The 22,984-nt window shown below is 71.7% G+C and carries 23 protein-coding genes and 1 pseudogene; 6 read left to right on the forward strand and 18 right to left on the reverse strand.

What is annotated here, in order from left to right; genetic code table 11:
* Positions 1–40: 40 nt before the first annotated feature.
* The 4 genes from ACFULQ_RS05800 to ACFULQ_RS05815 all read right to left on the reverse strand — a co-directional run bounded on the left by ACFULQ_RS05800 (position 41) and on the right by ACFULQ_RS05815 (position 2,935).
* Positions 41–637: a sigma-70 family RNA polymerase sigma factor gene (locus ACFULQ_RS05800; RefSeq protein WP_383538651.1), complete on the reverse strand. Its 597-nt coding sequence runs from the start codon at positions 635–637 to the stop codon at positions 41–43.
* Positions 638–789: 152 nt separating this feature from the next.
* Positions 790–1,431, reverse strand: coding sequence for a hypothetical protein (locus ACFULQ_RS05805; protein ID WP_383538652.1), 642 nt, complete (start codon positions 1,429–1,431; stop codon positions 790–792).
* A gap of 66 nt (positions 1,432–1,497) precedes the next feature.
* Entirely contained in the window at positions 1,498–2,199 is a 702-nt protein-coding gene (locus ACFULQ_RS05810) for a YcnI family protein (protein WP_383538655.1), read from the reverse strand.
* A gap of 40 nt (positions 2,200–2,239) precedes the next feature.
* Complete coding sequence (locus ACFULQ_RS05815) at positions 2,240–2,935, reverse strand: hypothetical protein (RefSeq protein WP_383538658.1); 696 nt, start codon at positions 2,933–2,935, stop codon at positions 2,240–2,242.
* 353 nt (positions 2,936–3,288) lie between these two features.
* On the opposite strand from ACFULQ_RS05815, the gene ACFULQ_RS05820 reads away from it, so the two are divergent.
* Both ACFULQ_RS05820 and katG read left to right on the forward strand, forming a co-directional pair.
* Positions 3,289–3,735, forward strand: a complete 447-nt coding sequence (locus tag ACFULQ_RS05820) for a Fur family transcriptional regulator (RefSeq protein ID WP_383538660.1) — start codon at positions 3,289–3,291, stop codon at positions 3,733–3,735.
* 24 nt (positions 3,736–3,759) lie between these two features.
* Positions 3,760–5,976: a catalase/peroxidase HPI gene (katG, locus tag ACFULQ_RS05825; protein WP_383538663.1), complete on the forward strand. Its 2,217-nt coding sequence runs from the start codon at positions 3,760–3,762 to the stop codon at positions 5,974–5,976.
* A 52-nt stretch (positions 5,977–6,028) separates the two neighbouring features.
* Here katG and ACFULQ_RS05830 read toward each other — a convergent pair whose 3' ends face one another.
* Positions 6,029–7,207, reverse strand: coding sequence for a pyridoxal phosphate-dependent aminotransferase (locus ACFULQ_RS05830; protein WP_383538665.1), 1,179 nt, complete (start codon positions 7,205–7,207; stop codon positions 6,029–6,031).
* Between the two features lie 112 nt (positions 7,208–7,319).
* Entirely contained in the window at positions 7,320–7,889 is a 570-nt protein-coding gene (locus ACFULQ_RS05835) for a TetR/AcrR family transcriptional regulator (RefSeq protein ID WP_383538667.1), read from the reverse strand.
* A gap of 175 nt (positions 7,890–8,064) precedes the next feature.
* On the opposite strand from ACFULQ_RS05835, the gene ACFULQ_RS05840 reads away from it, so the two are divergent.
* Positions 8,065–8,934 (forward strand): alpha/beta fold hydrolase, encoded by an 870-nt coding sequence (locus tag ACFULQ_RS05840; RefSeq protein WP_383538668.1) that lies wholly within the window; start codon positions 8,065–8,067, stop codon positions 8,932–8,934.
* Positions 8,935–9,066: 132 nt separating this feature from the next.
* On the opposite strand, the gene ACFULQ_RS05845 is transcribed toward ACFULQ_RS05840, so the two are convergent.
* The 6 genes from ACFULQ_RS05845 to ACFULQ_RS05870 all read right to left on the reverse strand — a co-directional run bounded on the left by ACFULQ_RS05845 (position 9,067) and on the right by ACFULQ_RS05870 (position 14,629).
* Positions 9,067–9,894, reverse strand: coding sequence for an ABC transporter ATP-binding protein (locus tag ACFULQ_RS05845; protein WP_383538669.1), 828 nt, complete (start codon positions 9,892–9,894; stop codon positions 9,067–9,069).
* Positions 9,895–9,897: 3 nt separating this feature from the next.
* Positions 9,898–10,863, reverse strand: a complete 966-nt coding sequence (locus tag ACFULQ_RS05850; protein WP_383538672.1) for a FecCD family ABC transporter permease — start codon at positions 10,861–10,863, stop codon at positions 9,898–9,900.
* A 56-nt stretch (positions 10,864–10,919) separates the two neighbouring features.
* Positions 10,920–11,963: an ABC transporter substrate-binding protein gene (locus ACFULQ_RS05855; protein WP_383538674.1), complete on the reverse strand. Its 1,044-nt coding sequence runs from the start codon at positions 11,961–11,963 to the stop codon at positions 10,920–10,922.
* A gap of 131 nt (positions 11,964–12,094) precedes the next feature.
* A complete protein-coding gene (locus ACFULQ_RS05860) occupies positions 12,095–12,703 on the reverse strand; it encodes a sigma-70 family RNA polymerase sigma factor (protein ID WP_383538677.1) in 609 nt (202 codons plus the stop codon).
* A gap of 179 nt (positions 12,704–12,882) precedes the next feature.
* Positions 12,883–13,569, reverse strand: a complete 687-nt coding sequence (locus ACFULQ_RS05865; RefSeq protein WP_383538680.1) for a hypothetical protein — start codon at positions 13,567–13,569, stop codon at positions 12,883–12,885.
* A 115-nt stretch (positions 13,570–13,684) separates the two neighbouring features.
* A complete protein-coding gene (locus ACFULQ_RS05870) occupies positions 13,685–14,629 on the reverse strand; it encodes a GlxA family transcriptional regulator (RefSeq protein ID WP_383538682.1) in 945 nt (314 codons plus the stop codon).
* A 137-nt stretch (positions 14,630–14,766) separates the two neighbouring features.
* Here ACFULQ_RS05870 and ACFULQ_RS05875 point away from each other — a divergent pair.
* Together ACFULQ_RS05875 and ACFULQ_RS05880 are read left to right on the forward strand one after the other, a co-directional pair.
* A pseudogene (locus ACFULQ_RS05875) lies at positions 14,767–15,233 on the forward strand (DJ-1/PfpI family protein); the annotation flags it as partial.
* A gap of 6 nt (positions 15,234–15,239) precedes the next feature.
* A complete protein-coding gene (locus tag ACFULQ_RS05880) occupies positions 15,240–15,419 on the forward strand; it encodes a hypothetical protein (RefSeq protein WP_383538762.1) in 180 nt (59 codons plus the stop codon).
* 237 nt (positions 15,420–15,656) lie between these two features.
* On the opposite strand, the gene dmpG is transcribed toward ACFULQ_RS05880, so the two are convergent.
* Genes dmpG through mhpD form a run of 3 tightly spaced genes read right to left on the reverse strand, consistent with a single transcriptional unit; the run spans position 15,657 to position 18,453 of the window.
* Positions 15,657–16,688, reverse strand: a complete 1,032-nt coding sequence (gene dmpG / locus ACFULQ_RS05885) for a 4-hydroxy-2-oxovalerate aldolase (protein ID WP_383538685.1) — start codon at positions 16,686–16,688, stop codon at positions 15,657–15,659.
* Positions 16,685–17,635, reverse strand: a complete 951-nt coding sequence (locus ACFULQ_RS05890) for an acetaldehyde dehydrogenase (acetylating) (protein ID WP_383538687.1) — start codon at positions 17,633–17,635, stop codon at positions 16,685–16,687. Before ACFULQ_RS05890 ends, dmpG begins: the two co-directional genes overlap by 4 nt.
* A complete protein-coding gene (gene mhpD, locus ACFULQ_RS05895; protein ID WP_383538689.1) occupies positions 17,632–18,453 on the reverse strand; it encodes a 2-keto-4-pentenoate hydratase in 822 nt (273 codons plus the stop codon). Before mhpD ends, ACFULQ_RS05890 begins: the two co-directional genes overlap by 4 nt.
* Before the next feature lie 184 nt (positions 18,454–18,637).
* On the opposite strand from mhpD, the gene ACFULQ_RS05900 reads away from it, so the two are divergent.
* On the forward strand, positions 18,638–19,384 hold the full coding sequence (locus ACFULQ_RS05900) for an IclR family transcriptional regulator (protein WP_383538757.1): 747 nt from the start codon (positions 18,638–18,640) through the stop codon (positions 19,382–19,384).
* Between the two features lie 64 nt (positions 19,385–19,448).
* Here ACFULQ_RS05900 and ACFULQ_RS05905 read toward each other — a convergent pair whose 3' ends face one another.
* From ACFULQ_RS05905 to ACFULQ_RS05915, 3 genes are read right to left on the reverse strand one after another with little or no spacing between them, the layout of a single operon-like run.
* Complete coding sequence (locus tag ACFULQ_RS05905; protein WP_383538692.1) at positions 19,449–20,468, reverse strand: VOC family protein; 1,020 nt, start codon at positions 20,466–20,468, stop codon at positions 19,449–19,451.
* Entirely contained in the window at positions 20,465–21,340 is an 876-nt protein-coding gene (locus ACFULQ_RS05910) for an alpha/beta fold hydrolase (RefSeq protein WP_383538695.1), read from the reverse strand. The genes ACFULQ_RS05905 and ACFULQ_RS05910 overlap by 4 nt, the downstream gene beginning before the upstream one ends.
* Positions 21,341–21,353: 13 nt before the next feature.
* On the reverse strand, positions 21,354–22,964 hold the full coding sequence (locus tag ACFULQ_RS05915) for a bifunctional 3-(3-hydroxy-phenyl)propionate/3-hydroxycinnamic acid hydroxylase (RefSeq protein ID WP_383538698.1): 1,611 nt from the start codon (positions 22,962–22,964) through the stop codon (positions 21,354–21,356).
* Positions 22,965–22,984: the final 20 nt, after the last annotated feature.

The following is a 22,984-nucleotide window of genomic DNA, read 5'->3' on the forward strand; positions in this document are numbered from 1 at the left end:
GCGCGACCAGCCACGACGGCGCCGCAGCCGCCAACACACCTCAGACCACCAGTTCCACCAGCTCCCCCCTGGCCCGCGCCACGCGAGACCGCACCGTCCCCACCGCACACCCACTCACCACAGCCGCCTCCTCGTACGACAACCCCAGCATCTGCGTGAGCACGAACGCCTCCCGCCGCTCCTCGGACAGCGCCCCCAACAGATCAACCAGCACTATCCCGTCGTCGAAGCCGGGCACGCCCCGCGGCTGCGCCCGCTCAGCCGCCGCCTGCCAGTCGGAGCCGTCGTACCGGCGGGGCCGCACCGCCGCGTGCCGGAAGCCGTCGACGACCGCGCGGCGGGCGATGGACAGCACCCAGGCCCGCGCCGAGCACCGGCCCTCGAACCGGTGCAGACTGCCGAGCGCCCGCAGGAAGGTGTCCTGGGCCAGGTCGTCCACGGCCTGGGGGTCGCCGCACAGGTGGGCGACATAGCGCAGGACGTCCCGGTGCAGGGCGCGCACGAAGTGGTCGACGGCGTCGGGGTCCCCCGCGCGGGCGGCGAGCGCCCACGCGGTGGTCGAGGCGTCGGCGGACTCGCGCCGGGCCCGGAGGTCGGCGGGCGCGGGGGCAGGGGCGGGCAGGGTGGGAGTGATCACCAGGTGTCCTTCTCGGATCGGCCAGGATCCGGAGCGCCCGGGCGCACAGGGGTGCGCGGCTCTCCGGTGAGGGAAGCGGCCGTACGGCGCCCACACGGGCGGACGGCCGAGGCCCGAGGCGCACAGGGGCGGCCCCGGGTCACCAGCTGTCGTCAGGCGACAGCCGTCCCCGGAGGCGGACCGCGATGGGTGATCGCGTGGACGAGAAGGACGAGCCGCGGCGCCCGCTCCGACCGGGCCCGGCGCATCCGCACGCGCGGACGGTGCGGGGTCGCCGGCAGGGCGAGCAGCAGCCGCAGCGGGGCGACCAGCCGCCCGGCCACGGCCCGCAGGACGCGGAACACGGCCCGCTCGCCGTACGCCAGCCAGAGGCCTGTGACCAGCGCGGCGAGCAGATGGGCCGCGTACATGCCGAAGGGCTGCCAGTACGAGAGGGCACCGACGCCCGACGAGGCCTCCAGCTGAGCCGTGTCCATGGAGTCCATGCCACTCATGTGCATGGACTCCATGTGCATCGCGCCCATGTCCCGCGCCGCCGAAGGGGGCTGCGCGAGGGAGAAGGCCGTGTGGAGTGCCGTCTGGGCAAGGACGGCGACGGCGACGATCAGGGGCAGTCCGCGTTCACGGCCGGCCAGACCCCAGCCCGCGCACCCGGTCACGACCAGGCCCGCGGCCAGGGTCCGACTTGGCACATGGGCGCCGGACATGAGGACGTGGCCCAGGGCGGCGAGCAGCACGCAGACGGCCGCGAACACCGCGGCCCGTAGCGTGCGAGAACACCACCCTGCTGTCATGGCGCCTCATCCTCCCATCGGGGCACCGAGAACCACCTGTGGGTACGGAAATCCACAGGTGACTGCTCACTTGGCGGCGCGGCTCCGCACGACGGCGAAGGCCCCGGCCGCGAGGCCGAGCACGCCCACGACCAGTCCGGCGACACCGAGGCCGCGTGCCGTGGAGTCGCTCGCCGCGGCCTTCGTGGCGGCTGCCGAGGTCTTCGCCGCCGTCCTGGAGGTGGTGGCCGACGTCAGCTTGAGGACCGGCGCCGGGTTCTCCGGTTCCTCGTCGCCCGACCCGGCCACCTCGATCCAGCGGACGACCTTTCCGTCGGAGTAGGTCTGGAGGGTCTTGAAGGTCAACTGTGCGGTGTCGTCGGGGAGTTGACCGAAGGCGACGTCGAAGTCCTCGTAGTGGCCGGGGGCGATCCTCCCGCCGGTCCAGGTGATCTCGGAGACCGCGTCGGTGATCGTGCCGTCGTCCGTCCTGACCGGCTTCTTGAGCTTGGTGTCGGTGACCTCGGCGGTCCAGCCGTCGTGCGGGGAGACGAGCACACCGAGCAGCGGGTGGTCGGTCGGCAGGAACAGCTGGACCTTCGTGGTGCTCGTGGTGTCGCTCTCGTCGGGGACGCGGAAGCTCAGGGCGCCGTCCGTGGCGCCCTTGGCGTAGCTGTCGGGGTGGACGGTGACGTGCGCGGAGGCGACGCCGGCCGCGGTCAGGACGGCGGTGACGGCGAGGGCGGTACCGAGGCCGGCGCGGCGCAGGGCGGTGTGTGCTCGGGACATGGCTGAGGGATCTCCGTACTGGGGAAAAGGTGTGCTCGGGTCAGATCGCGTACGGGATCGAGGTGGGCGGTCCGCGCCGGTGGACCGTGTGGCGGAGCAGGGGTGGGCGGGGCGTACGGGGGCCCTGGTCGGGGACCGGACGCGCGGGGGCCGGGGCGGTCGGCTCGCCGTATCCCCGCCACCAGGCGGCGAGTCCGGGTACCAGCGCGACGGCTCGGCGCAGGAGCGACCACAGGGCGGCCTCACCGCGCCGCAGCCACCAGGTGAGCAGGAGGGCGGCCGAGAGGTGGACGGCGGTGGCGTGCGGGGTGACGGCATGCGGGGGCGGGGCAGCGGGGTGCATCATCCGCATGCCCTGAAGGGTCATGTGGGCCTTCACCATGTGCGGCATGACCATGTGGGGCATGGCCATGTGCGGCATGACCATATGGTGCATCCCCATGCCCGGCGGCGTCACCGTGGAGCCCGACGCCCCCGTGGCGTGCGAGTGGGCCGCGCCGAACTCCAAGTGCAGTGCGCCCTGTGACGTGAGGGTCGCGGCGCCGATGGACCCGAGCGAGCGTTCCCGGCCGCCGAGCAGCCAGCCGGCCGCGAACACCGGCACGAACCCGATCGCCTGCGCCCACACCGGCGGTGCCATGCCGGTCGCCAGCGTGTGTCCCCCGGCGGCCAACAGCACGCACAGCGCGGCGAACACCGCCGCGCGCAGGCTCCGGACCGCAGGGGATGCCCTCATGGCGACCGATACTCCCACGTGCGCTGCGGCCCCCGCCCAGGGGTTCGGTCAGGAGATGTCCCGCAGCCGTCGGGCCGTGGTCAGCCGGCCGGGTGCTCCTTGTCGCCGGCGGCCTTCAGGACCGTAGGCCGTCCGTCCGGGCCCCTGCCGATGTCGAGGACCAGACCGCATCCCGCACCGCAGTACGAGCAGACACGCGGATGTCTCCCGAGCCGTTCACCAGGAGTTACACCGCACGCACACCTGACAGGGCAGCCTTGTGAGCGCCTTCGGAGCCGCGATCCGACGCGACACAGATTTGGAACGGTTCCATTTCTTGAACCATTCAGGTTTATGGGGGTAGGTTGTTCCCCATGACCGCCCCCCAGCCTCCGAACACCGCCGCTGAGCTGCGCGGTGCCGGCCTGCGGGTGACGGCCGCGCGCGTCGCACTGCTCGAGACCGTTCGGGCCGGTGACCACCTCCCCGTCGACGCGATCGCCACGGGAGTGCGCGACCGTCTCGGCCACATATCGCTCCAGGCGGTGTACGAGGCCCTGCACTCGCTCACCGCGGCGGGGCTCGTCCGCCGTCTCGAACCGCCGGGGAGCCCGGCCCGGTTCGAAGGGCGGGTCGGGGACAACCACCATCACCTGGTCTGCCGGTCGTGCGGGGCCGTCGTCGACGTCGACTGTGCCGTCGGTCACGCGCCCTGTCTGACAGCTTCCGACGACCGCGGCTTCTCGATCGACGAGGCCGAGGTCATCTACTGGGGCCTGTGCCCCGGCTGCTCCACCCAAAGGCTTACTTCAGCACCGTGATCCACCCAGTTCGGAAGGACTTCCATGTCTGAGAATCCCGACGCAATCGTCACCGACGCCAAGACCGAGGGCACCGGTGGCTGCCCGGTCGCGCACGGGCGTGCCCCGCACCCGACGCAGGGTGGCGGCAACCGCCAGTGGTGGCCGGAGCGCCTGAACCTCAAGATCCTCGCCAAGGACCCGGTCGTCGCGAACCCGCTCGGCGCGGACTTCGACTACGCCGAGGCCTTCCAGGCCCTCGACCTGGACGCCGTGAAGCGGGACATCGCCGAGGTGCTCACCGCCTCGCAGGACTGGTGGCCCGCCGACTTCGGCAACTACGGCCCGCTGATGATCCGTATGGCCTGGCACAGCGCCGGCACCTACCGCATCAGCGACGGCCGCGGCGGTGGCGGCCGCGGTCAGCAGCGCTTCGCGCCGCTGAACAGCTGGCCGGACAACGGCAACCTGGACAAGGCCCGCCGTCTGCTGTGGCCGGTGAAGAAGAAGTACGGCCAGTCCATCTCCTGGGCCGACCTGATGATCCTCACCGGCAACGTCGCCCTTGAGACCATGGGCTTCGAGACCTTCGGCTTCGGCGGCGGCCGCGCCGACGTCTGGGAGGCCGACGAGGACGTCTACTGGGGTCCCGAGACCACCTGGCTGGACGACCAGCGCTACACCGGCGACCGCGAGCTGGAGAACCCGCTCGGCGCCGTCCAGATGGGCCTCATCTACGTCAACCCCGAGGGCCCCAACGGCAACCCGGACCCGTTGGCCGCGGCCCGCGACATCCGTGAGACCTTCCGTCGCATGGCGATGAACGACGAGGAGACCGTCGCCCTCATCGCCGGTGGCCACACCTTCGGCAAGACCCACGGCGCCGGCCCGGCCGACCACGTCGGCAACGACCCCGAGGCCGCCTCCCTGGAGGAGCAGGGCCTGGGCTGGAAGTCCACCTACGGCACCGGCAAGGGCGGCGACGCCATCACCTCCGGCCTCGAGGTGACCTGGACCACCAAGCCGACCCAGTGGAGCAACGACTTCTTCGACATCCTCTTCGGCTACGAGTGGGAGCTCACCGAGTCCCCCGCCGGCGCCAAGCAGTGGGTCGCCAAGGACTCCGAGGAGATCATCCCGGACGCGCACGACGCGTCGAAGAAGCGTCGGCCCACGATGCTGACGACCGACCTCTCGCTGCGTTTCGACCCGATCTACGGCGAGATCTCCAAGCGCTTCCACGAGAACCCGGACCAGTTCGCGGACGCCTTCGCCCGTGCCTGGTACAAGCTGACCCACCGTGACCTGGGCCCGAAGTCCCTGTACCTCGGCCCGGAGGTCCCGGCGGAGACGCTGCTGTGGCAGGACCCGCTGCCGCAGGCCGAGGGCGAGGCCATCGACGCCGCCGACGTGGCGGCCCTGAAGGCCAAGGTCCTGGAGACGGGTCTGACCGTCTCGCAGCTGGTCTCCACCGCGTGGGCCTCGGCGTCCACCTTCCGCGGCAGCGACAAGCGCGGCGGTGCCAACGGCGCCCGCATCCGCCTGGAGCCGCAGCGCGGCTGGGAGGTCAACGACCCGGAGCAGCTCGCCCAGGTCCTGCGGGTCCTGGAGGGCGTCCAGGCCGAGTTCAACACCGGTGCCAAGAAGGTCTCCCTGGCCGACCTGATCGTCCTCGCGGGTGCCGCGGCGGTCGAGAAGGCCGCCAAGGACGCCGGTGTCGCGGTGGAGGTCCCCTTCACCCCGGGCCGTGTGGACGCGACCGAGGAGCACACCGACGTCGAGTCCTTCGCGGCGCTGGAGCCGGTCGCGGACGGCTTCCGCAACTACCTCGGCAAGGGCAACCGCCTCCCGGCCGAGTACCTGCTGCTCGACCGCGCCAACCTGCTCACCCTGAGCGCCCCCGAGATGACCGTCCTCGTCGGTGGTCTGCGCGTCCTCGGCGCCAACCAGGGCGGCACCGCGCACGGTGTCTTCACCGACCGTCCGGGCGTCCTGACGAACGACTTCTTCGTCAACCTGCTCGACCTGGGCACGGAGTGGAAGTCCACCTCCGAGGACCAGACGGCCTTCGAGGGCCGCGACGCGGCGACGGGCAAGCTGAAGTGGACCGGCACCCGTGCCGACCTGGTCTTCGGCTCCAACTCCGAGCTGCGCGCCCTCGCCGAGGTCTACGCGAGCGACGACGCGAAGGAGAAGTTCGTGAAGGACTTCGTCGACGCGTGGGTCAAGGTCTCGAACCTGGACCGCTTCGACCTGGTCTGAGCGTCCGAGTGAGGCAGGGGCCGGTCCTTCGGGGCCGGACCCTGCGTCATGTCTACGAGGAGAGCGTGGCCACGAACTTCCCGAGCCGCGCGATGCCCTCCCGCAGTTCCTCGGCCGAGGCCGCGTAGGACAGCCGTACATGCGTGTCGGCGGTGCCCACCCCGAAGTCCCGCCCCGGGGTGAGCGCCACATGGGCCTCCTCCAGCGCCCGTCCGCAGAACTCCCACGAGGTGAGCCCGGTGCCGCTGACGTCGAAGTAGACGTAGAACGCCCCGTCGGGCGGCACGGGCACCGGCAGTCCGATCCCCGCGAGCCCGTCGAGGACCAGCTTCCGCCGCCGCCCGAACTCGGCCCGCCGCTCCTCGCACACGGCGAGCGACTCGGGCGTGAAGCACGCGAGCGCGGCGTACTGGGCGGGGGTGGAGGCACAGATCATGTAGTTCTGGGCCAGCCGCTCCAGCGCCGGCACCAGCGCCTCGGGCACCACGCTCCAGCCCAGCCGCCAGCCGGTCATCCCGAAGTACTTCGAGAAACTGTTGATCACGACGGCTTCCTGGTCGTACGACAGCACACTGCGCGGCGGCCGCCCGTGCTCGTCGTGGTCGCCGAGGTCGAGGTAGATCTCGTCGACGATCCGCCACGCGTCCCGCTCCCGGGCGAACTCGCTGATCGCGGCCAGCTCGTCGGCCGGTACGGAGGTGCCGGTCGGGTTGGAGGGACTGGCGACCATGATCCCGCGGGTGCGCTCGGTCCAGTACGACCGGACGGAGGCCGTGTCCAGCTGGTACCGCGACTCGGCGCTGGTCGGCACCAGGGTGACCCGGGCGCCGAAGCTCTCGGCGATCTGCCGGTTGCACGGGTAGGAGGGGTCGGCGATGAGGACCTCGTCCCCGGGGTCGACGAGCGCGGCGGCGCCCAGCACCAGCGCGGCCGAGGCGCCGGCGGTCACGACGACGCGGGCCGGGTCCAGATCGACGCCGTGCTGATCGCCGTAGAACCGCGCTATGGCCAGCCGCAGTTCGGGCAGCCCGAGCGCCCCGGTGTAGCTCATGGGCCGGCTCCCCACGGCCTCCCGCAGGGCCTCCAGCACGGCCGGCGGCGCCCCGAAGTCCGGTTCCCCCAGGCTGAGTTTGACGACGTGACGGCCCTCGGCCTCCAGCGCCGCGGCATGCTTGCCGAACTCCATGGCGTAGAACGGCGCGACGGACCGAGCCCGCTGCGAGATCCTCATACGGTCGGCCTCCTGGGGTCCTCGAATCACGTCGAACTATACGAGGCCGGGTAAAAGGGCAGGTCAGGCGTCCCCACCGGGCATGCGGCGGAGTTATCTAAGAGGGGACGCCTCAGCTCACGCCCGCCGCGTCCAGCAGGGTCGTCACCGTGGGTGTGACGAGACCCGTCAGCTTGTCGGCTCCGATGCCCGCGCGGGCGCTGGCGCCGTCGAAGACCAGGCTGAGCTGGCGGGCCAGCAGGTCGGGATCGCCGGCCCCACCTTGTTCGGCCTCGGAACGGAAGAAGGCCGTCAGGTTCGCCTTGACCTGATGGGCGACCCGGCTGGCGGGATGCCCCTGGTCCTTGAGCTCGATCTGGACGGCCAGATACCGGCACCCCCGGAACTCGGGCGCACCCGACTGCGACTCCACTTGCTCGAAGACGTGCAGGATGCGCTCGCGGGGGGAACGGCCGTCGTCCGCCGCGGGAAGGAGGGTCGCCGCATAAGCGGCGGCCTGCTCCTTCAGGCTCACCGCGAGCAGGTCGTCCTTGCTCTCGAACAGCTGGTACATGGACCGCTTCGACACACCCGCCGCCTTGCACAGCGCCTCGACGCCGATGCTGACGCCGTCTCGGTAGGTGAGGGTGGCCGCCGCCTCCAGCAGTCGCTCTCTGGGGCTCGGTTTCACTTCGGAGGTCATACCGCGAGGTTAACCCGAAGCGGACAAAATAGAAACCGATCGGTTTCCGGAGGGCTTGAACTCCTTCCCGGCCACGGCGGTCCCGGACCCGCCCCGGCTTGCGCGTGAAAACCGATCGGTTTACCTTGGTGGAAACCGATCGGTTTCACGTTCTCCGGAGCAAGGAGTCGGCGAGATGCCCAGCCAAGAGTCACGTCCCTCGATCCACATCCCGGGGACCACCAGCCACACGCTCCCCGCTCGCGGCGGCCGTGAAGGACAGCTGCGCTATCTGAAGGCGGGCACGGGCGCTCCCCTGGTCCTGCTGCACACCGTGCGCACCCAGGCCGAGCACTTCCGCCGCCTCGTCCCGCTGATCGCGGACCACTACACGGTCCACGCCCTGGATCTGCCGGGGATGGGCTACTCGGAGATCGTGCCCGGGGCGTCGTACGACGAACCCGCGATGCGTGCGGGCGTCGAGCGGCTGCTGACCGAACTCGACCTGCACGACGTGACGTTGGCCGGCGAGTCCATGGGCGCGGTGCTCGCCCTGACCACCGCGGCCGACCTCCCCGAGCGCGTCCGACGCGTCGTCGCGGTCAACGCCTACGACTTCCGCGGCGGCATCGCCCGCTCCAGCCTCCTCGCCCGAGCCGTGGTCACCGGTGTCCTCGCGCCGGGAGCAGGCCCGCTGCTCGCCCGGGTCGAGCCCAAGCCCGCCCTGCGCACGATCCTTCAGGGCGGCCTCGGCGACAGGAGTGCCCTGCGCGAGGACTACGTCGACGAGCTCCTCCAGGTCGGCGCCCGCCCCGGCTACCCCACCGTCGCCCGGGCCGTGTACCAGGCCCTGCCCAGCCTCATCGCGGCCCGCTCCCGCTACCCCGAGGTCAAGGCCCCCATCCACCTCGTCTACGGCGAGAAGGACTGGTCCCGCCCCTCGGACCGCCAGGCCAACCAACACCTCCTGCCCGCCGCCGACTTCACCCAGATCCCCGGGGCAGGCCACTTCGTCGCCCTGGAACGACCGGACGTACTGGCCGACTTGCTCAACGCGGTGGCGTGACCCGCCCCGGCCCGCGTTCGGATGCGGCCGTGGTGGGTTGGGCGGCGCAACGCGCCCGCGTCGGGCCGGCCGGAGCGCGGGCGGGCACGGGTTCGCGTCCGGTGCTGCTTCGCGTCCGGTGCTGCCGCCGGATCAGCGATCGGCGGTCTCGGCCGGGAGGGGGTCGTCCTCCGGCACGGTGTCCGGGTCCGCGAGCGGTCGCGCCTCATAGGTGATGCGGGTGACGCCGTCGGCGTGCCGTTCGGTGCTCGCGCGGACGCCGAAGACCGTGGCGAGGATCCGGGGGGTCAGGACCTCCAGGACCGGGCCCGCGGCAACCACCGCTCCCTCGTGCAGGACGACCAGGTGGTCGCAGAGGCGGGCGGCCAGGTCGAGGTCGTGCAGGACGGCCAGCGTGGTGACGCCGGTGGCGCGGATCAGGTCCAGGAGCTCGAACCGGGCCCGGATGTCGAGGTGGTTGGTGAGTTCGTCCAGGACCAGCAGCTGCGGGTTCTGGGCCAACGCCCGCGCCAGCAGCACGCGTTGGCGTTCGCCGCCGGAGAGCGAGGCGTAGTCCCGGTGCGCGAAGGGCCGTACACCGCAGCGGTCGATGGCCTCCTCCACGGTCCGGTGGTCCTTCGTTCCGTCCCGCCCCAGCAGACCGTGATGCGGCGACCGGCCGAGCGCGACGATCTCGGTGACGCTCAGCCCGGTGGTGTTGCCGCCCGCGTCCTGGAGGACGGCCGCGGTACGGCGCGCCGTGGCCCGCGGGGACAGCGACCACACGTCGTCCTCGCCGACCCTGACCACGCCCTCCGTCGGCCGCAGCGAGCGGTAGACCGCGCGCAACAAGGTCGACTTGCCGCTGCCGTTGGGCCCGACGAGTCCGACGATGCCGCCCTTGTCCGCCTCCAGGTGGACGTCGTGGAGGATCGGGGTGCGGTCCAGGGTGATGTGGAGCCCGTCCACGGTGAGTTTCATGGTTCAGTCCAGACCCTTGTTGCGGCGCAGCAGCCACAGGAAGAAGGGGGCGCCGAGGAAGGCGGTGATGATGCCCAGCGGCAGTTCGTTGGGGCGGGTGAGGGTGCGGGAGAGCAGGTCGACGAGGACCAGGTAGAAGGCTCCCGACAGGGCGGTCAGGGGCAGGAGTCGGCGGTGGTCGGCGCCGAGGGTGAGGCGGACCAGGTGCGGGATCATCAGGCCGACGAAGCCGATGCCGCCCGCGACGGCGACGACCGTGCCGGTCAGCAGCGCGCTGAGGGCCAGGAGGAGGGCCCGTAGCCGGTTGACGTCCACGCCGAGCGCGGTGGCGGACTCGTCGCCGGCCAGCAGGGTGTTGAGGTGCCGGCCGAGGAGCGTGAGGAGGACGGTGGTGGCCAGGACGACCGCGGTGACCGTGGGGATCTGGTCCCACTGGGCGCCCGCGACGCTGCCCAGCATCCAGAACATGACCGTTCGCAACTCGTTGGGCGTGGCCTGGAGTTGGACGAAGCTGGTCGCCGAGAGAAGGACGTAGCCGACGGCCACGCCGGCCAGGACCAGCCGGGTCGGAGCGAGGCGCCCCCGCCGCTGTCCGAGCGCGAAGACCAGTGCGCCCGCCACGATCGCCCCGAGGAAGGCCGCCGCCGACACCCCGAGCCCGGCGAGCGCCGCGCCGCCGCCCAGGGTGATGACGAGGACCGCGCCCAGCGTCGCGCCGTAGGAGAAGCCGAGCACGACGGGGTCGGCGAGCGGGTTGGCCACGACCGTCTGGAGCACTGCGCCGGTCACGGCGAGTCCGGCGCCGACCAGGGCGGCCAGGACCACTCGCGGGGTGCGGAAGTTCCAGACGATCTGGTCGAGCGCGGGGTCGGAGGGGACCGGGCCCGCGCCGGTGACGTGGTGCAGGACGATCGACCAGACGTCGCCGAGGGGAACGTTCACCGCGCCGATGCTGATCGCCACGATCATGGCGGCGAGCAGCGCGACCGGCAGGAGTGTGAAGGCCAGCGGGACCCGGATACGGGTCAGAACGCGTCCGGGTGCAGCTTCCTGGCGATCTTCTCCACGGCCAGGTCGTTGCTGGGGCCGAGGTACATCGAGTCGGACACCGTCACGTACGTGTTGTTCTTGGCTGCCGGCCACTGGGGGAACTCCTTCAGCAGTTTCCTGGCGTAGGCCGCCGGGTTCGGGTCGTTGTAGGCGATGACGACCACGGCGTCGACGTCGGTGGCGGCCACCGTCTCCTTGCTCAGGTCGGCGAAGGTGGTCGTGGCGGCGCTTTCGAAGGCGTTGGAGGCACCGGCCCTGGCGAGGATGTCGTTGACGATGCCCTTGGAGAAGATCGAGCTGAAGTCGTTGCTGCCCATGGACATGTTGGAGAAGAGCACCATGACCTTCGGCTTCTTCTCGCCCTCGACCTTGTCGGAGACCGCCGCGATGTTCTTCTCGGAGGCGGCGATCACCTTCTCCGCCCTGTCACCGACGTTGAAGATCTTTCCCATGTCACGCAGCAGTCGGTAGCTGTCGGCCACGGTCATCTTCGAAGGGTCGTCGTCGCAGCCCTGCGGGGAGACGTAACTGTTGGCTCCCACCTGCTTCAGCTGCTCGCGGGTGGCGAAGCCGTTCTTCTGGTCGAAGCCGTACGTGGTGACGGACAGGACGAGGTCGGGGCGCAGGCCGAGCATGGCCTCGCGGGGGATGTCGTACGCCTCGTTGAGCCTGACGTCACCGGTGGGGAGCTTCTTGATGGCCGCGGCGCGGCCCGGCACGTCGGAGGCGCCGTACGTCTGCTGGTTGGCGACGATCCTGTCGCCCAGGCCGAGAGCCAGGAGCGTCGAGACCTCGGCGACGGAGGCACCGTTCATCACGACGACCCGGCTGGGTGCCTTCTCGAACGTCTGCTGCACACCGCAGTTGTCGAGGGTCACCGGATAGCCGGACTTCGCGGCGGCCTCGGTGGCGGTACCGCCCGCCGCGCCGCCGGAGGGGTCGGACGAGGAGCCGCACGCAGCTGTGGTCAGACAGAGGGCCGCGGCCAGGGCGGTGGCGACCGGCCGGTACATCGACATGCGAACTCCTTGCGTACGGACTGCGGTGAAAGGCTCTGGTACAGCAGTCGGGCGGAAGCGGCCCCCAGTTCCCGGCGATTTCCCTTGGTTCGGCGAAGGCCGGCGCCTGCCGGGCGGCGCCGGCCTTCCCGTCACGCCGCCTCGGCGGCCTGTGCCTCGGCCTCCAGCAGCAGGCGGTCCAGGGTGGCCCGGGCGCGGGCCACCCTGGAGCGGACCGTGCCGACGGGGCAGCCGATGAGACCGGCCGCCTCGTCGTAGGGCAGCCCCACCACCTGGGTCAGCATGAATGCCTCGCGGCGCTCGTCCGGCAGCCTCTCCAGCAGGTCGAGGAGCGCGACGCCGTCGTCGAAGCCCGGGAGTCCACGGGGCTGGGCGCGCTCCATGGCCGACTGCCAGTCATCCGTGTCGGCCGAACGGGGTCGGACCGCGGCCCGGCGCAAACTGTCGGCCACCGCTCGACGGGCGATCGACATCAGCCAGGTGCGGGCCGAGGACCGCCCCTCGAAACGCGGCAGGCTGCCGAGGGCCCGGACGAACGTGTCCTGGGCTAGGTCGTCGGCTCCCTGGGGGTCGCCGCTCAGAAAGGCGACATAGCGCAGTACGTCGGCGTGCAGCGCGCGGACGAAGTGCTCGGTCGCGTCGAGGTCGCCGCCCCGGGCGGCCAGTGCCCAGGCGGTGGCGGAGACGTCCGCCGTGGCACGCTCCGCCCGACGGGGAGCGGGCAGGACAGAAGTGGTCACGTGATGTCCTTCTCGGGTCATCCGGAGCCGACGTCCCGTCACGGGACACGGCTCTACGGCACTTGGGTGCGGCCGCACCCGGTGGGTACGGCGCATGCCCGGAGCTCGTCGCGCGCCTCATCGGGTCGCACGGCATGGCGAAAGAGCGAGTGAGGTGAGCCCCGGTCGTTCCGGCTGTCTCAGACGACAGCGGCACCCACGGGCGGTCCGCGGGAGGTGACCGAGTAGCAGAGAAGGAAGCGGGCCGGCGAGGGCCGGTACGCGGCACGGCGCCTGCGCGCGGAGGGACGGCGGACCGGCACGGGCAGCGCCAGCAGCATCCGCAGTGGCGCGGTCAGCCGGGCGGCCGCGGCCCGCAGGACCCGGAAGACGGCGCGCTCACCGTGGGCGAGCCACAGCCCGCACAGGATCGCGGCGAGGAGGTGGGCGGCGAGCATGCCGAACGAAGGGGAGCCGGCCATGGTGTGCGCGTCACCCATGTCGTGCGAGCCGTGCGCCATGTGTGTCATGCCGCTCATGTCCATGGCATCCGAGAAGCCCATGTCCGTGGCGTTCGAGGAGTCCATGTCCATGCCGGCCATACCGGTGTGGGTGGCGGCGGGTTCGGACGTCACGGTCTGCGCCAGGGAGAACCCCTCGTGGAGCATGACCTGAGCGGCGACCACGACGGTGACGATCAGCGCGCGCCCCCGCTCACGGCCGGCCAGCAGCCAGCCGGCCGTACCGGTCGCCGCCGCACCGGCGGCCATGGTCCACCAGGGGACGGCGGTGCCGGACATCATCACGTGGCCGAGAGCAGCCAGCAGCACGCAGGCGGCGGCGAACACACCGGCCCGCAGTGTGCGGCACCACCCTCCGACAGCCATGACGCGCCCATCTTCGCACCCGGGTACCGCTCGTCGAGGAGGGGTACGGACGCCCACCGGGTTCCCCACCAACCGTCGTACGAGAAGCCGTGGTTGAAGTCATGCCCTCCAGGAGTCACATCACGGTGAACGCCTGTCGGTACTCGCTCGGTGTGGTCCCCGTGGCACGGCGGAAGTGCTGGCGCAGGTTCGCCGGAGTGCCGAGGCCGCAGAGCTGACCGATGCGGCCGACGGTGGCGTCGGTGGTCTCCAGGAGTTCGCGGGCCCGGTCCACGCGGGCCGCGTTGAGCCAGCGGATCGGGGTGGTGCCGGTCTCGGCCGCGAAGGCGCACACGAAGGTCCGGGTGGACAGCAGGGCGTGGGCGGCCAGTTCGGCGACCGTCAGAGGCTTGTCGAGGCGGGCCAGCGCCCATTCGAGCGTCGCGCCGAGACCCGTCCTGGCCTGCGGCACCGGCGGTTTCCGGATGAACTGCGCCTGTCCGCCTTCCCGGCGCGGTGCGGCCACGATCTCCCGCGCCACCGCGTTCGCCACGGCCGCCCCGTGGTCCCGGCGCAGGAGGTGCAGACAGAGGTCGATGCCGCTGGCCACCCCCGCGGAGGTGAGGACGCCCCCGTCGTCGACGTAGAGCACGTCGGGGTCGACCTCGATCGCCGGGTGGAGGCGGGCCAGGTCGTCGGCGTAGCGCCAGTGGGTCGTCGCGCGCCTCCCGTCGAGCAGGCCCGCGGCGGCGAGCGCGAAGGCTCCGGTGCAGATCGAGGCGATGCGGGCGCCGTCACGGTGTGCCCGGCGCAGCGCGTCCACCACGTCGTCCGGTACGCCGCCCTCGGGTCCGTGTCCGTGGAAGGCGGGCACGATCACGGTGTCCGCGGCGCCGACCGCGTCAAGGCCGTGCGCGGCGGTCAGCGGCCATCCGTTGTCCGTCACGACGGGGCCCGAGGTGCGGCCGCAGAGCGTCACCTCGTAGGGCAGTTCCGGTCTGTCGAGGAGGTGGAACGGCATGCCGACCTCCATCGGCAGTACGCCGTCGAGGGCGAGGACGGCGACGCGGTGAACGGGCATGGCAGAAATCTATCCACCTCGGCCTCTTCTGCCGCTTGTCGGGGTGACCGCGACCTCGGACGATCGAGACGACCAGGTCAACAGGCCCGGCACCGCACCGAGTTCACCCCGTCCACTCCACCAGGAGGTCCGGAGCCATGCCCGTAGCACGCCCGTACCGAGTCACCGTGCTGCTGTTCGAAGGTGTCGAGGAGTTGGACGCGATCGGCCCCTGGGAGACGCTCCGCTTCTGGCAGGAGCTGACCGGACGGGACGTGCTCGTCCGCACCGCGAGCCTCGACGGCCGCCCGGTGCGCTGCGGACTGGGGCTGGCGGTCACGCCCGACGGCGCCGTCGACGACGGTCCGAGGCCGGACCTCCTCGTGCATCCGGGCGGTGCCGGGGTCGACGCCCTGCGGACCGACCCGGTCCACCTGGAACGGCTGCGGTCCCTCTCGTCCGAGGGCACGGTCTGGCGTCGGTCTGCAACGGCGCCCTGGTCCTCGCGGCGGCGGGGCTCCTCGACGGGCTCCCGGCGACCTCGCACTGGAGCGTCCTCGACGACCTCGCGTCACACTCCCCGGACATCGAGGTGCGCGCCGAGGAGCGCTGGGTCGACGCCGGACACATCGTGACCAGCGCGGGCGTCTCGGCCGGCATCGACATGGCCCTGCACCTCGTCGACCGCTTCGAGGGGACCGAGTTGGCCCGGACGGTGGCCCAGGTCCTGGACTACCCGTGGCACTCCCCTGGCTCGGCGCCGGACGACGACAAGGCCCTGCGCGAGGCACTCCTCGCCGCACACCGCTGACGACGCCAGGGAGGCGGGGGCCGGGGCGGGGGGCCGGCGACACGGGTGGGGCGGTGGGTCGTTCGGGGGCCGCATGCCCACGACGAACGGCGCGACGACGAGGGTGAGGGCTGTCCGCCGGACAAGGCGCGCCGCCATCCGGCGAGCAGCCGCAGGTGCCGCACCGACCGCTCCCGGTCGCTCCCGGTCCCTCCCGGTCGCTCCCCGTCTCGCCCCGTCGCTCCCCGTCTCTCCCGCTCAGCCCACGGAACCGGCCGCCGCGAGATCGAGCGCGATGTCCGTGATCATGTCCTCCTGGCCACCGACCATCTTGCGCCGACCGACCTCGACGAGGATCGCGCGGGTGTCGAGGCCGTGGCGGCGGGCGGCGGTCTCGGCGTGGCGCAGGAAGCTGGAGTACACGCCGGCGTAGCCGAGGGTGAGTGTCTCGCGGTCCACCCGCACCTCGCGGTCCTGCAAGGGGCGTACGAGGTCGTCGGCGGCGTCCATCAGGGGGAACAGGTCGCAGCCGTGCTGCCAGCCCATCAGGTCGGCGACCGCGACGAACGCCTCCAGCGGGCAGTTGCCCGCCCCGGCGCCCTGTCCGGCGAGCGAGGCGTCGACACGGGTGACGCCGTTCTCGACGGCGACGACGGAGTTGGCGACGCCCAGGCCGAGGTTGTGGTGGGCGTGCATGCCGATCCCGGTGTCCGGGTCGAGGACATCACGGTAGGCGCGGACCCGGTCGCGGACGCCGTCCATGGTCAGGCGGCCGCCGGAGTCGGTGACGTAGACGCACCCGGCTCCGTAGGACTCCATCAGCTGTGCCTGGCGGGCCAGTTCGGCAGGGTCGGCCATGTGGGACATCATCAGGAACCCGGCCACGTCCATGCCCAGCTCGCGGGCGGCGGCGATGTGCTGGGCGGAGATGTCGGCCTCGGTGCAGTGGGTGGCGACGCGGACCGAGCGGATGCCGAGCGCGTGGGCCTGCCGCAGGTCGTGCAGGGTGCCGATGCCGGGCAGCAGCAGTGTGGTGGGCACCGCGTGCTGGACGCTGTCGCAGACGGCCTCGATCCACTCCCAGTCGGTGTGCGCCCCGACGCCGTAGGTGATGCTGGAGCCGGACAGGCCGTCGCCGTGGGCGATCTCGATCGCGGCGACCCCGGCCGCGTCCAGGGCGGTGGCGATGGTGCGGGCCTGCTCGACGGTGTAGCGGTGGCGTACGGCGTGCATGCCGTCCCGCAGGGTCACGTCCTGCACGTACAGGGCGGGGGGCTGGGTCGCGGTCATCGGGAGACCACCTCCGTGAGGGGCTGCGCGGCGGCCATGCGCTCGGCGGTGCGCAGGGCGGCCGAGGTCATGATGTCGAGGTTCCCGGCATAGGCGGGCAGGTAGTGGGCGGCGCCCTCGACCTCCAGGAAGACCGAGACCTTCGCGGCGTCGGCGGCTCGTGTGCCGGCGGGCAGCAGGGAGCGCAGGGGGTCGTCGTCGGCGACGCGCTCGAACTGGACTTTCTGCTTGAGGCGGTATCCGGGCACGTACGCCTGGACCCGGACGACCATGTCCTGCACCGAGGCGGTCACCGCGGCGTCGTCGCACTCGCCGACCAGGCAGTGCACGGTGTCGCGCATGATCAGCGGAGGTTCGGCGGGGTTCAGGACGATGATCGCCTTGCCCCGGGCGGCGCCGCCCACCTTCTCGATGGCCGCGGAGGTGGTCTCGGTGAACTCGTCGATGTTGGCCCGGGTGCCGGGACCGGCCGAGCGCGAGGAGATCGAGGCGACGATCTCGCCGTAGTGGACGGGCGTCACGGCCGCGACGGCGGCCACGATCGGGATGGTGGCCTGTCCGCCGCAGGTGACCATGTTGACGTTCGGTGCGTCGAGGTGGGCGTCGCCGTTGACGGGCGGGACGACGTACGGGCCGAGTGCGGCGGGCGTCAGATCCACGACCCTGCGGCCCAGCGAGCGCAGCACCTCGTCGTGGCGGCGGTGCGCACCGGCGGAGGTGGCGTCGAAGACGATCTCCACGTCCGCGAACTCGTCCAGCTTCACCAGGCCGTCCACGCCCTCGTGGGTAGTGGCGACCTTCAGGCGGCGGGCGCGGGCCAGGCCGTCGGAGTCGGGGTCGATCCCCACCATCGCGGCGATCTCCAGGGAGTCGGAGAGCCGGAGGATTTTGATCATCAGGTCGGTGCCGATGTTGCCCGACCCGATGACGGCGACCTTCGTGCTCATGCTCCGGCTCCTTCCGTGGCGGCGGACGCGAACGCGGTCGTGACGGTGCCGAGTCCTTCGATGTGCGCGGTGAACGCGTCGCCCTCGGCGGCGACGGCCATCGGGCCGAGCGCCCCGGTCAGGACGATGTCGCCGGCCCGCAGCGGGTCGCCCAGGCCGGCGAGGGTGGCGGCGAGCCAGAGGGCGGCGGTGAGCGGGCTGCCCAGGCAGTCGGCGCCGGTGCCCTGCGAGACGGTCTCGCCGTTCTTCGTCAGGGTCATCCGTACGGCGCGCAGGTCGACCCGGTCCAGCGGGACGGGGGTGCCGCCGAGGACGTACAGGCCGCAGGAGGCGTTGTCCGCGACGGTGTCGACGATGGTGATGTCCCAGTCGGCGATCCGGCTGTCCACGATCTCCAGCGCGGGCAGCGCGAACGCGGTGGCACGCAGAAGGTCGGCGACGGTGGGGTCGCGGTGCGGCAGGTCCGTGCCCAGCACCAGGGCGACCTCGGCCTCGACCTTCGGCTGGAGCAGTCGGCCGGAGGCGATCGGCTGCCCCTCGGGCACGGCCATGTCGGCGAACAGGGCACCGAAGTCCGGCTGACCGACGCCCAGTTGCCGCTGCACGGCGGGCGAGGTCAGACCGATCTTGCGGCCCACGAGCCGTCGGCCGGCGGTGACACCGCGTTCCACGTGCAGGCGCTGCACCGCGTAGGCGGCGTCGAGGTCCGCCTCGGGCAGGAGCGAGCGCACCGGGGCGCACGGGACGCCGGTGCGGGCGGCCTCCGCCAGGACGTCCGCCGCCTTGGCCACGGTGTCGGCGGATGCGCGGGCGCTCACGGTCGCCCCCGGTGCGGACCGGTACAGCGGTGCGGTGCGGACATGCGGGTTACCTCCGGTGCGGGGAGACAGGGGGCTGTCGGAGAGGCGGCGGTGGCCGTCCGTCGATCCACGACAGGTATAGGTGTGGGGCCGGAGCAGTGGCAAAATTCGTTCCGTGACACGGAACAGCGCGCAGGGGAACATGCTCGACAAGGCGACTGCCGTCCTCGACTGCTACCGCCCGGACGGGGGCGCGTTCCGTCTCACGGAAATCGCCACCCGTACGGGGCTGGCCAAGACGACGGCGTTCCGCCTCTGCGCCGATCTGGTTCGCCTCGGACTGCTCGAACGCGACGGCGAGACCTACCGGCTCGGCGGCAGGCTCTTCGAGCTGGGCTCGCTGGTGCCGCGCCGGCTCGACCTGCGGGAGGCGGCACTGCCGTTCCTCCAGGACCTCTTCGAGGCCACCCACGAGACCGTGCACCTCGGCGTCCGGGAGGGACACGAGGTGGTCTACATCGAGCGGATCCACGGCCACCAGGCCCTGTCGCTGCCCTCCCGCATCGGCGGCCGACTCCCCCTGAGCTGCACAGGCGTGGGCAAGGCGCTGCTGGCCTTCTCCGGCTCCGAGCTGGTGGACGAGGTGCTGGCCGCGCCGCTGCCCCGTCTCACCCCCCACTCGGTCACCGACGCGGCGCGGCTGCGTACCGTCATCGAGCAGATCCAGGTGTCCGGCCTCGCCTACGAGGAGCAGGAAGCCGCCCTCGGCGTCAGCTGCATCGCTTCCCCGGTCTTCGACGGACCGACGGCGGTGGGCGCCCTGTCGGTCGCCGTGCCGCGCGCCCGCTTCCACCCCGCCCAGCTCGCACCCGCCGTGCGCACGGCCGCCCTCGGCTTGTCCCGTGTCCTGCGCGCGGGGGGCAACCCGCCGCGCCGCGCCTCTTCTTGAGACGTCACCGGGGGGCCTGCGGTGCCGTCACCCCGCCGTTGGTGATGAGGTGGCCGTCTCCGGATCAGTCGTCCGCGATCCCCGCGCCGCTCAGCGCGGGCACGGTGTTCTCGGAGCGGGCCAGCGAGCGGGCACCGACGCGGAACTGGTTGAGCTTGTCCACGATGGTCTGGCCGACGGGGAGATGCCCCCAGACGCTGATGCCCTGGTGGGTGGTGGGTTCCCAGGTGTTCTCGTCGATGACGATCGGGTTCCAGCCCACTTCCCACTCGAAGCCCGAGGGGGTGCGGGCGTAGTAGGAGAGTTCACGGTCGTTGGTGTGCCGGCCCACGGACAGGGCCATGTCGAAGCCGAGTTCGTGCACGCGCTGGTAGCTCCGGGCGACGTCGTCGAGGCTCGCGGCCTGGATGTTGAGGTGCTGCACGCGGGTGCGGACCGGGTCGATCGGCAGACCGCGGGTGGTGGCGACGGCGACGGAGTGGTGGCGTTCGTTGACGCGCAGGAACCGGATCCTGAGCTTGACGCCGCTGATCGTCTCGTCGATGTAGTCGGTCAAGCGGGCGTCGAAGACCGTGTTGAAGTAGCCGCGGATCTGCGCGGGCTTGATGGAGGTCAGCGCGATGTGTCCCATGCCCGAGTCCCCGGTCACGAACCCGGAGGCAAGCATGCACAGCGGCTCGGCCGAGGCCGTCGGGGTGGTGTAGATCTCCTGGGTGATGCCCTTGGGACCGGGGAAGCGCAGCAGGCGTTCGACGCCCCGCAGCGCCGCCTCCTCGTCGGTACCGACGGTGAGGGGGACGCCGTGGGCGCGGATGCGGGCCTCGATCTGCTCGAACGCGGTGTGGTCATCGATGTGCCAGCCGGTGGCGACGACGTCCTCGGCGGGGCCCCGCCGCAGCAGGAAACGGCACTCCTGGTCGTCCAGGCGAAAACGCATCAGGTCGTGGGAGAGGGCGTCGTGGTGCATGCCGATGGCGTCCGTGCCGAACCGGCGCCAGTCGGTGAACCGGTTGGTCTCGATGACGATGTAGCCGAGATGGACGGCTCCGAAGACGGAGGCGCCGGTGGCCGCTTCGGTACTCATCGGCGGCCTGCCAGGAAGTCGACGCACAGCCGGTTGAACAGCTCGGCGCGCTCGAACTGGACCCAGTGCCCGGTGTTGGCAACCAGGTAGAGGTCGCAGTTGGGCAGGCGCTCGGCCAGCATCCGGCCACCGGACGGCCGGTTGACCTTGTCCCGCGCTCCCCACAGCACCAGCGTGGGCACGGGCAGCCGGGACAGGCGGGGGTCGCGGGTGAAGTCCATCTTCCACACGGTCCGCAGGGCGCCCGGTCCCGAAGGCCGTCGCAGCGGCGGCGCGGCGATCACCTCGGGGTCGATGCTGGCCCGGTAGCGCTCGTCGATCGCGGAGTCCGGGACGTCGGCGGCGTTGAAGACGAGGTAGTTGCGGATGAACTTCTCCAGCTTGTGCCGCGAAGGCCCGTCGCCGGTGTAGTAGTTCAGCAGGCTGCTGAGGCCGGGGGTGGGCAGGGCGCGGGTGGTGCCGATGCCGCCCGGGCCCATGAGGACCATGCGCTCGACCCGGTCGGGGGTGTCCAGGGCCAGGCGCAGGGCGCAGGCGCCGCCGTAGGAGTTGCCGACCAAGTGGGCTTTCTCCAGGCCGAGTTCGTCGAGCAGTCCACGGATGCCGTCGGCCAGGTACCCGAAGGGGTCGGTGCCGTCGACGCCCTTGCTGCTGCGTCCGTAGCCGGGCAGGTCGGGCACGATGACCCGGTGTTCCTCGGCCAACTCCGCGATGTTGCGGGCGTAGTTGGAGACGCCGGAGGCTCCTGGGCCGCCGCCGTGCAGCAGCAGGACGGGCGGGCCGTCTCCGGTCTCCGCGGCGAAGATCTTCCGCCCGCCGATGTCGTACGTCGTCTCCTGCATCGTCGGCAGGCCGGTCGGGGTGGTCGTCATGATGCCGGTGTCCTCACTGGGCGGCGGACGCGGTCGGGCGGGAGGTCGTGGACGGGGTGAAACCGCGAGGTGGGGGCGGGAGCGGGGTGCCTTCGGGAGCGGCGGCGGCGTAGACGTAGGCGTCGGGGCGCAGGGCGAGCGTGGCGGCGCCGTGCCTGGTCATCCAGGGCAGCAGGATGCCGTCGCTGTCGACGAGGGTGCCCTCGGCCGGCCGGGAGCCGACGGGGGTGACGGTCAGGGAAGGGACGCCGGGCAGGTCCCAGGCGGGCTGGGGTGAGGCCGTGGGGGCGTGCAGGAGGAGCCACCGGCCCCCGAGTGCGTCGTCGAGACGGACGCGGGTGCCGTCGGGGCCGGTGACCCAGGGCTGGGGGACCTGGTGGCCGCTCGCCCTGGTGCGCGGGCGGGCCTGCAGGCCGGCGTCGTACTGTGCGACGGGGATCCAGTGGGAGTCCTGCATCCAGTTGCCGAAGCCCGGTATGCGGTCCAGGGCGCGCAGGGCGCCGTTGCGGACGCGCGCGAGCGGCAGGCGGCGTTCGGTGATGATCCGGCCGACGAACACCGCCCGCTTGGTGACTTCCTTGACGTGCGGTTTGCGCTCGGCCTCGTAGCTGTCGAGCACGCTCTCGGGCAGTTCGCCGCGCAGGACGGCGTCGAGTTTCCAGCAGAGGTTGGCCACGTCGCGCACCCCGGCGGCCATGCCCTGGCCGATCCACGGAGGCATGGCGTGGGCGGCGTCGCCGGCGAGGAAGACCCGGCCCATGCGGAAGCGGGTGGCGAAGCGGACGTGGTGGCTGTAGACGGTGGCACGCAGGATCTCGATGCTGTCGCGGGAGATGCCGTACCTCGCCACCAGCCGGTACACGGCCTCCTCGGTCGTCAGCTGCTTCTCGTCGTCGCCGGGCAGGATCGGGAACTCCCACCGGTGGTGGCCGAGCGGGGTCGGACAGTCCACGGCGGGACGGGCCGGGTCGCAGCGGAAGCGCAGCCTGTCGTGGTCCAGCCAGGGCTTGAGCATCTTCGTGTCGATGACCACCCAGCGGTCCTCGTACGTCCTGCCCTCGTAGCCGATGTTGAGCTGGGCACGGGTGAGGCTGGAACCGCCGTCGGCCGCGATCACATAGGAAGCACGCAGACGGTGAACGGAGTCGTCGGCCCTGCCGATCACCGTCAGTTCCACCCCGTCCGCGTTCTGGCGCACGCGCAGGCACTCGTGCCGCAGCAGCACCCGCACATGGGGGTAGCGGTCGACGCCGTCGCGCAGGACCTGCTCCAGAGCGGGCTGGTAGATGAACATCTGCGGCGGATGGCCGTGGCCGCGCGGGGTGGGACGGGCGCTCAGGAACGGGCGGCCGTTCGCGTCGACGAAGTCGACGGGCCGTTCGGTCAGCATGTCCTGCTTGAGCCGCTCGGCCAGGCCGGTCCGCTGCCAGACGCGGACGACCTCCTCGTCGGTGGAGATGGCTCTGGCGCGGCTGAAGATCTCCGCCTCGCTCTCCAGGACGACGACGCGCAGGCCCATGGCCCCCAGCAGATTCGCGGCGGTCACGCCCGTGGGCCCGTAACCGATCACCGCCACGTCGTAGTCGTCGCTCTCGGTCTCTGTTCCGGCCCTGATCTCACTCACACCAGGCCACCTCACTGTCG

This window comes from Streptomyces sp. NPDC057253 (assembly GCF_042669125.1).
GTDB lineage: Bacteria > Actinomycetota > Actinomycetes > Streptomycetales > Streptomycetaceae > Streptomyces.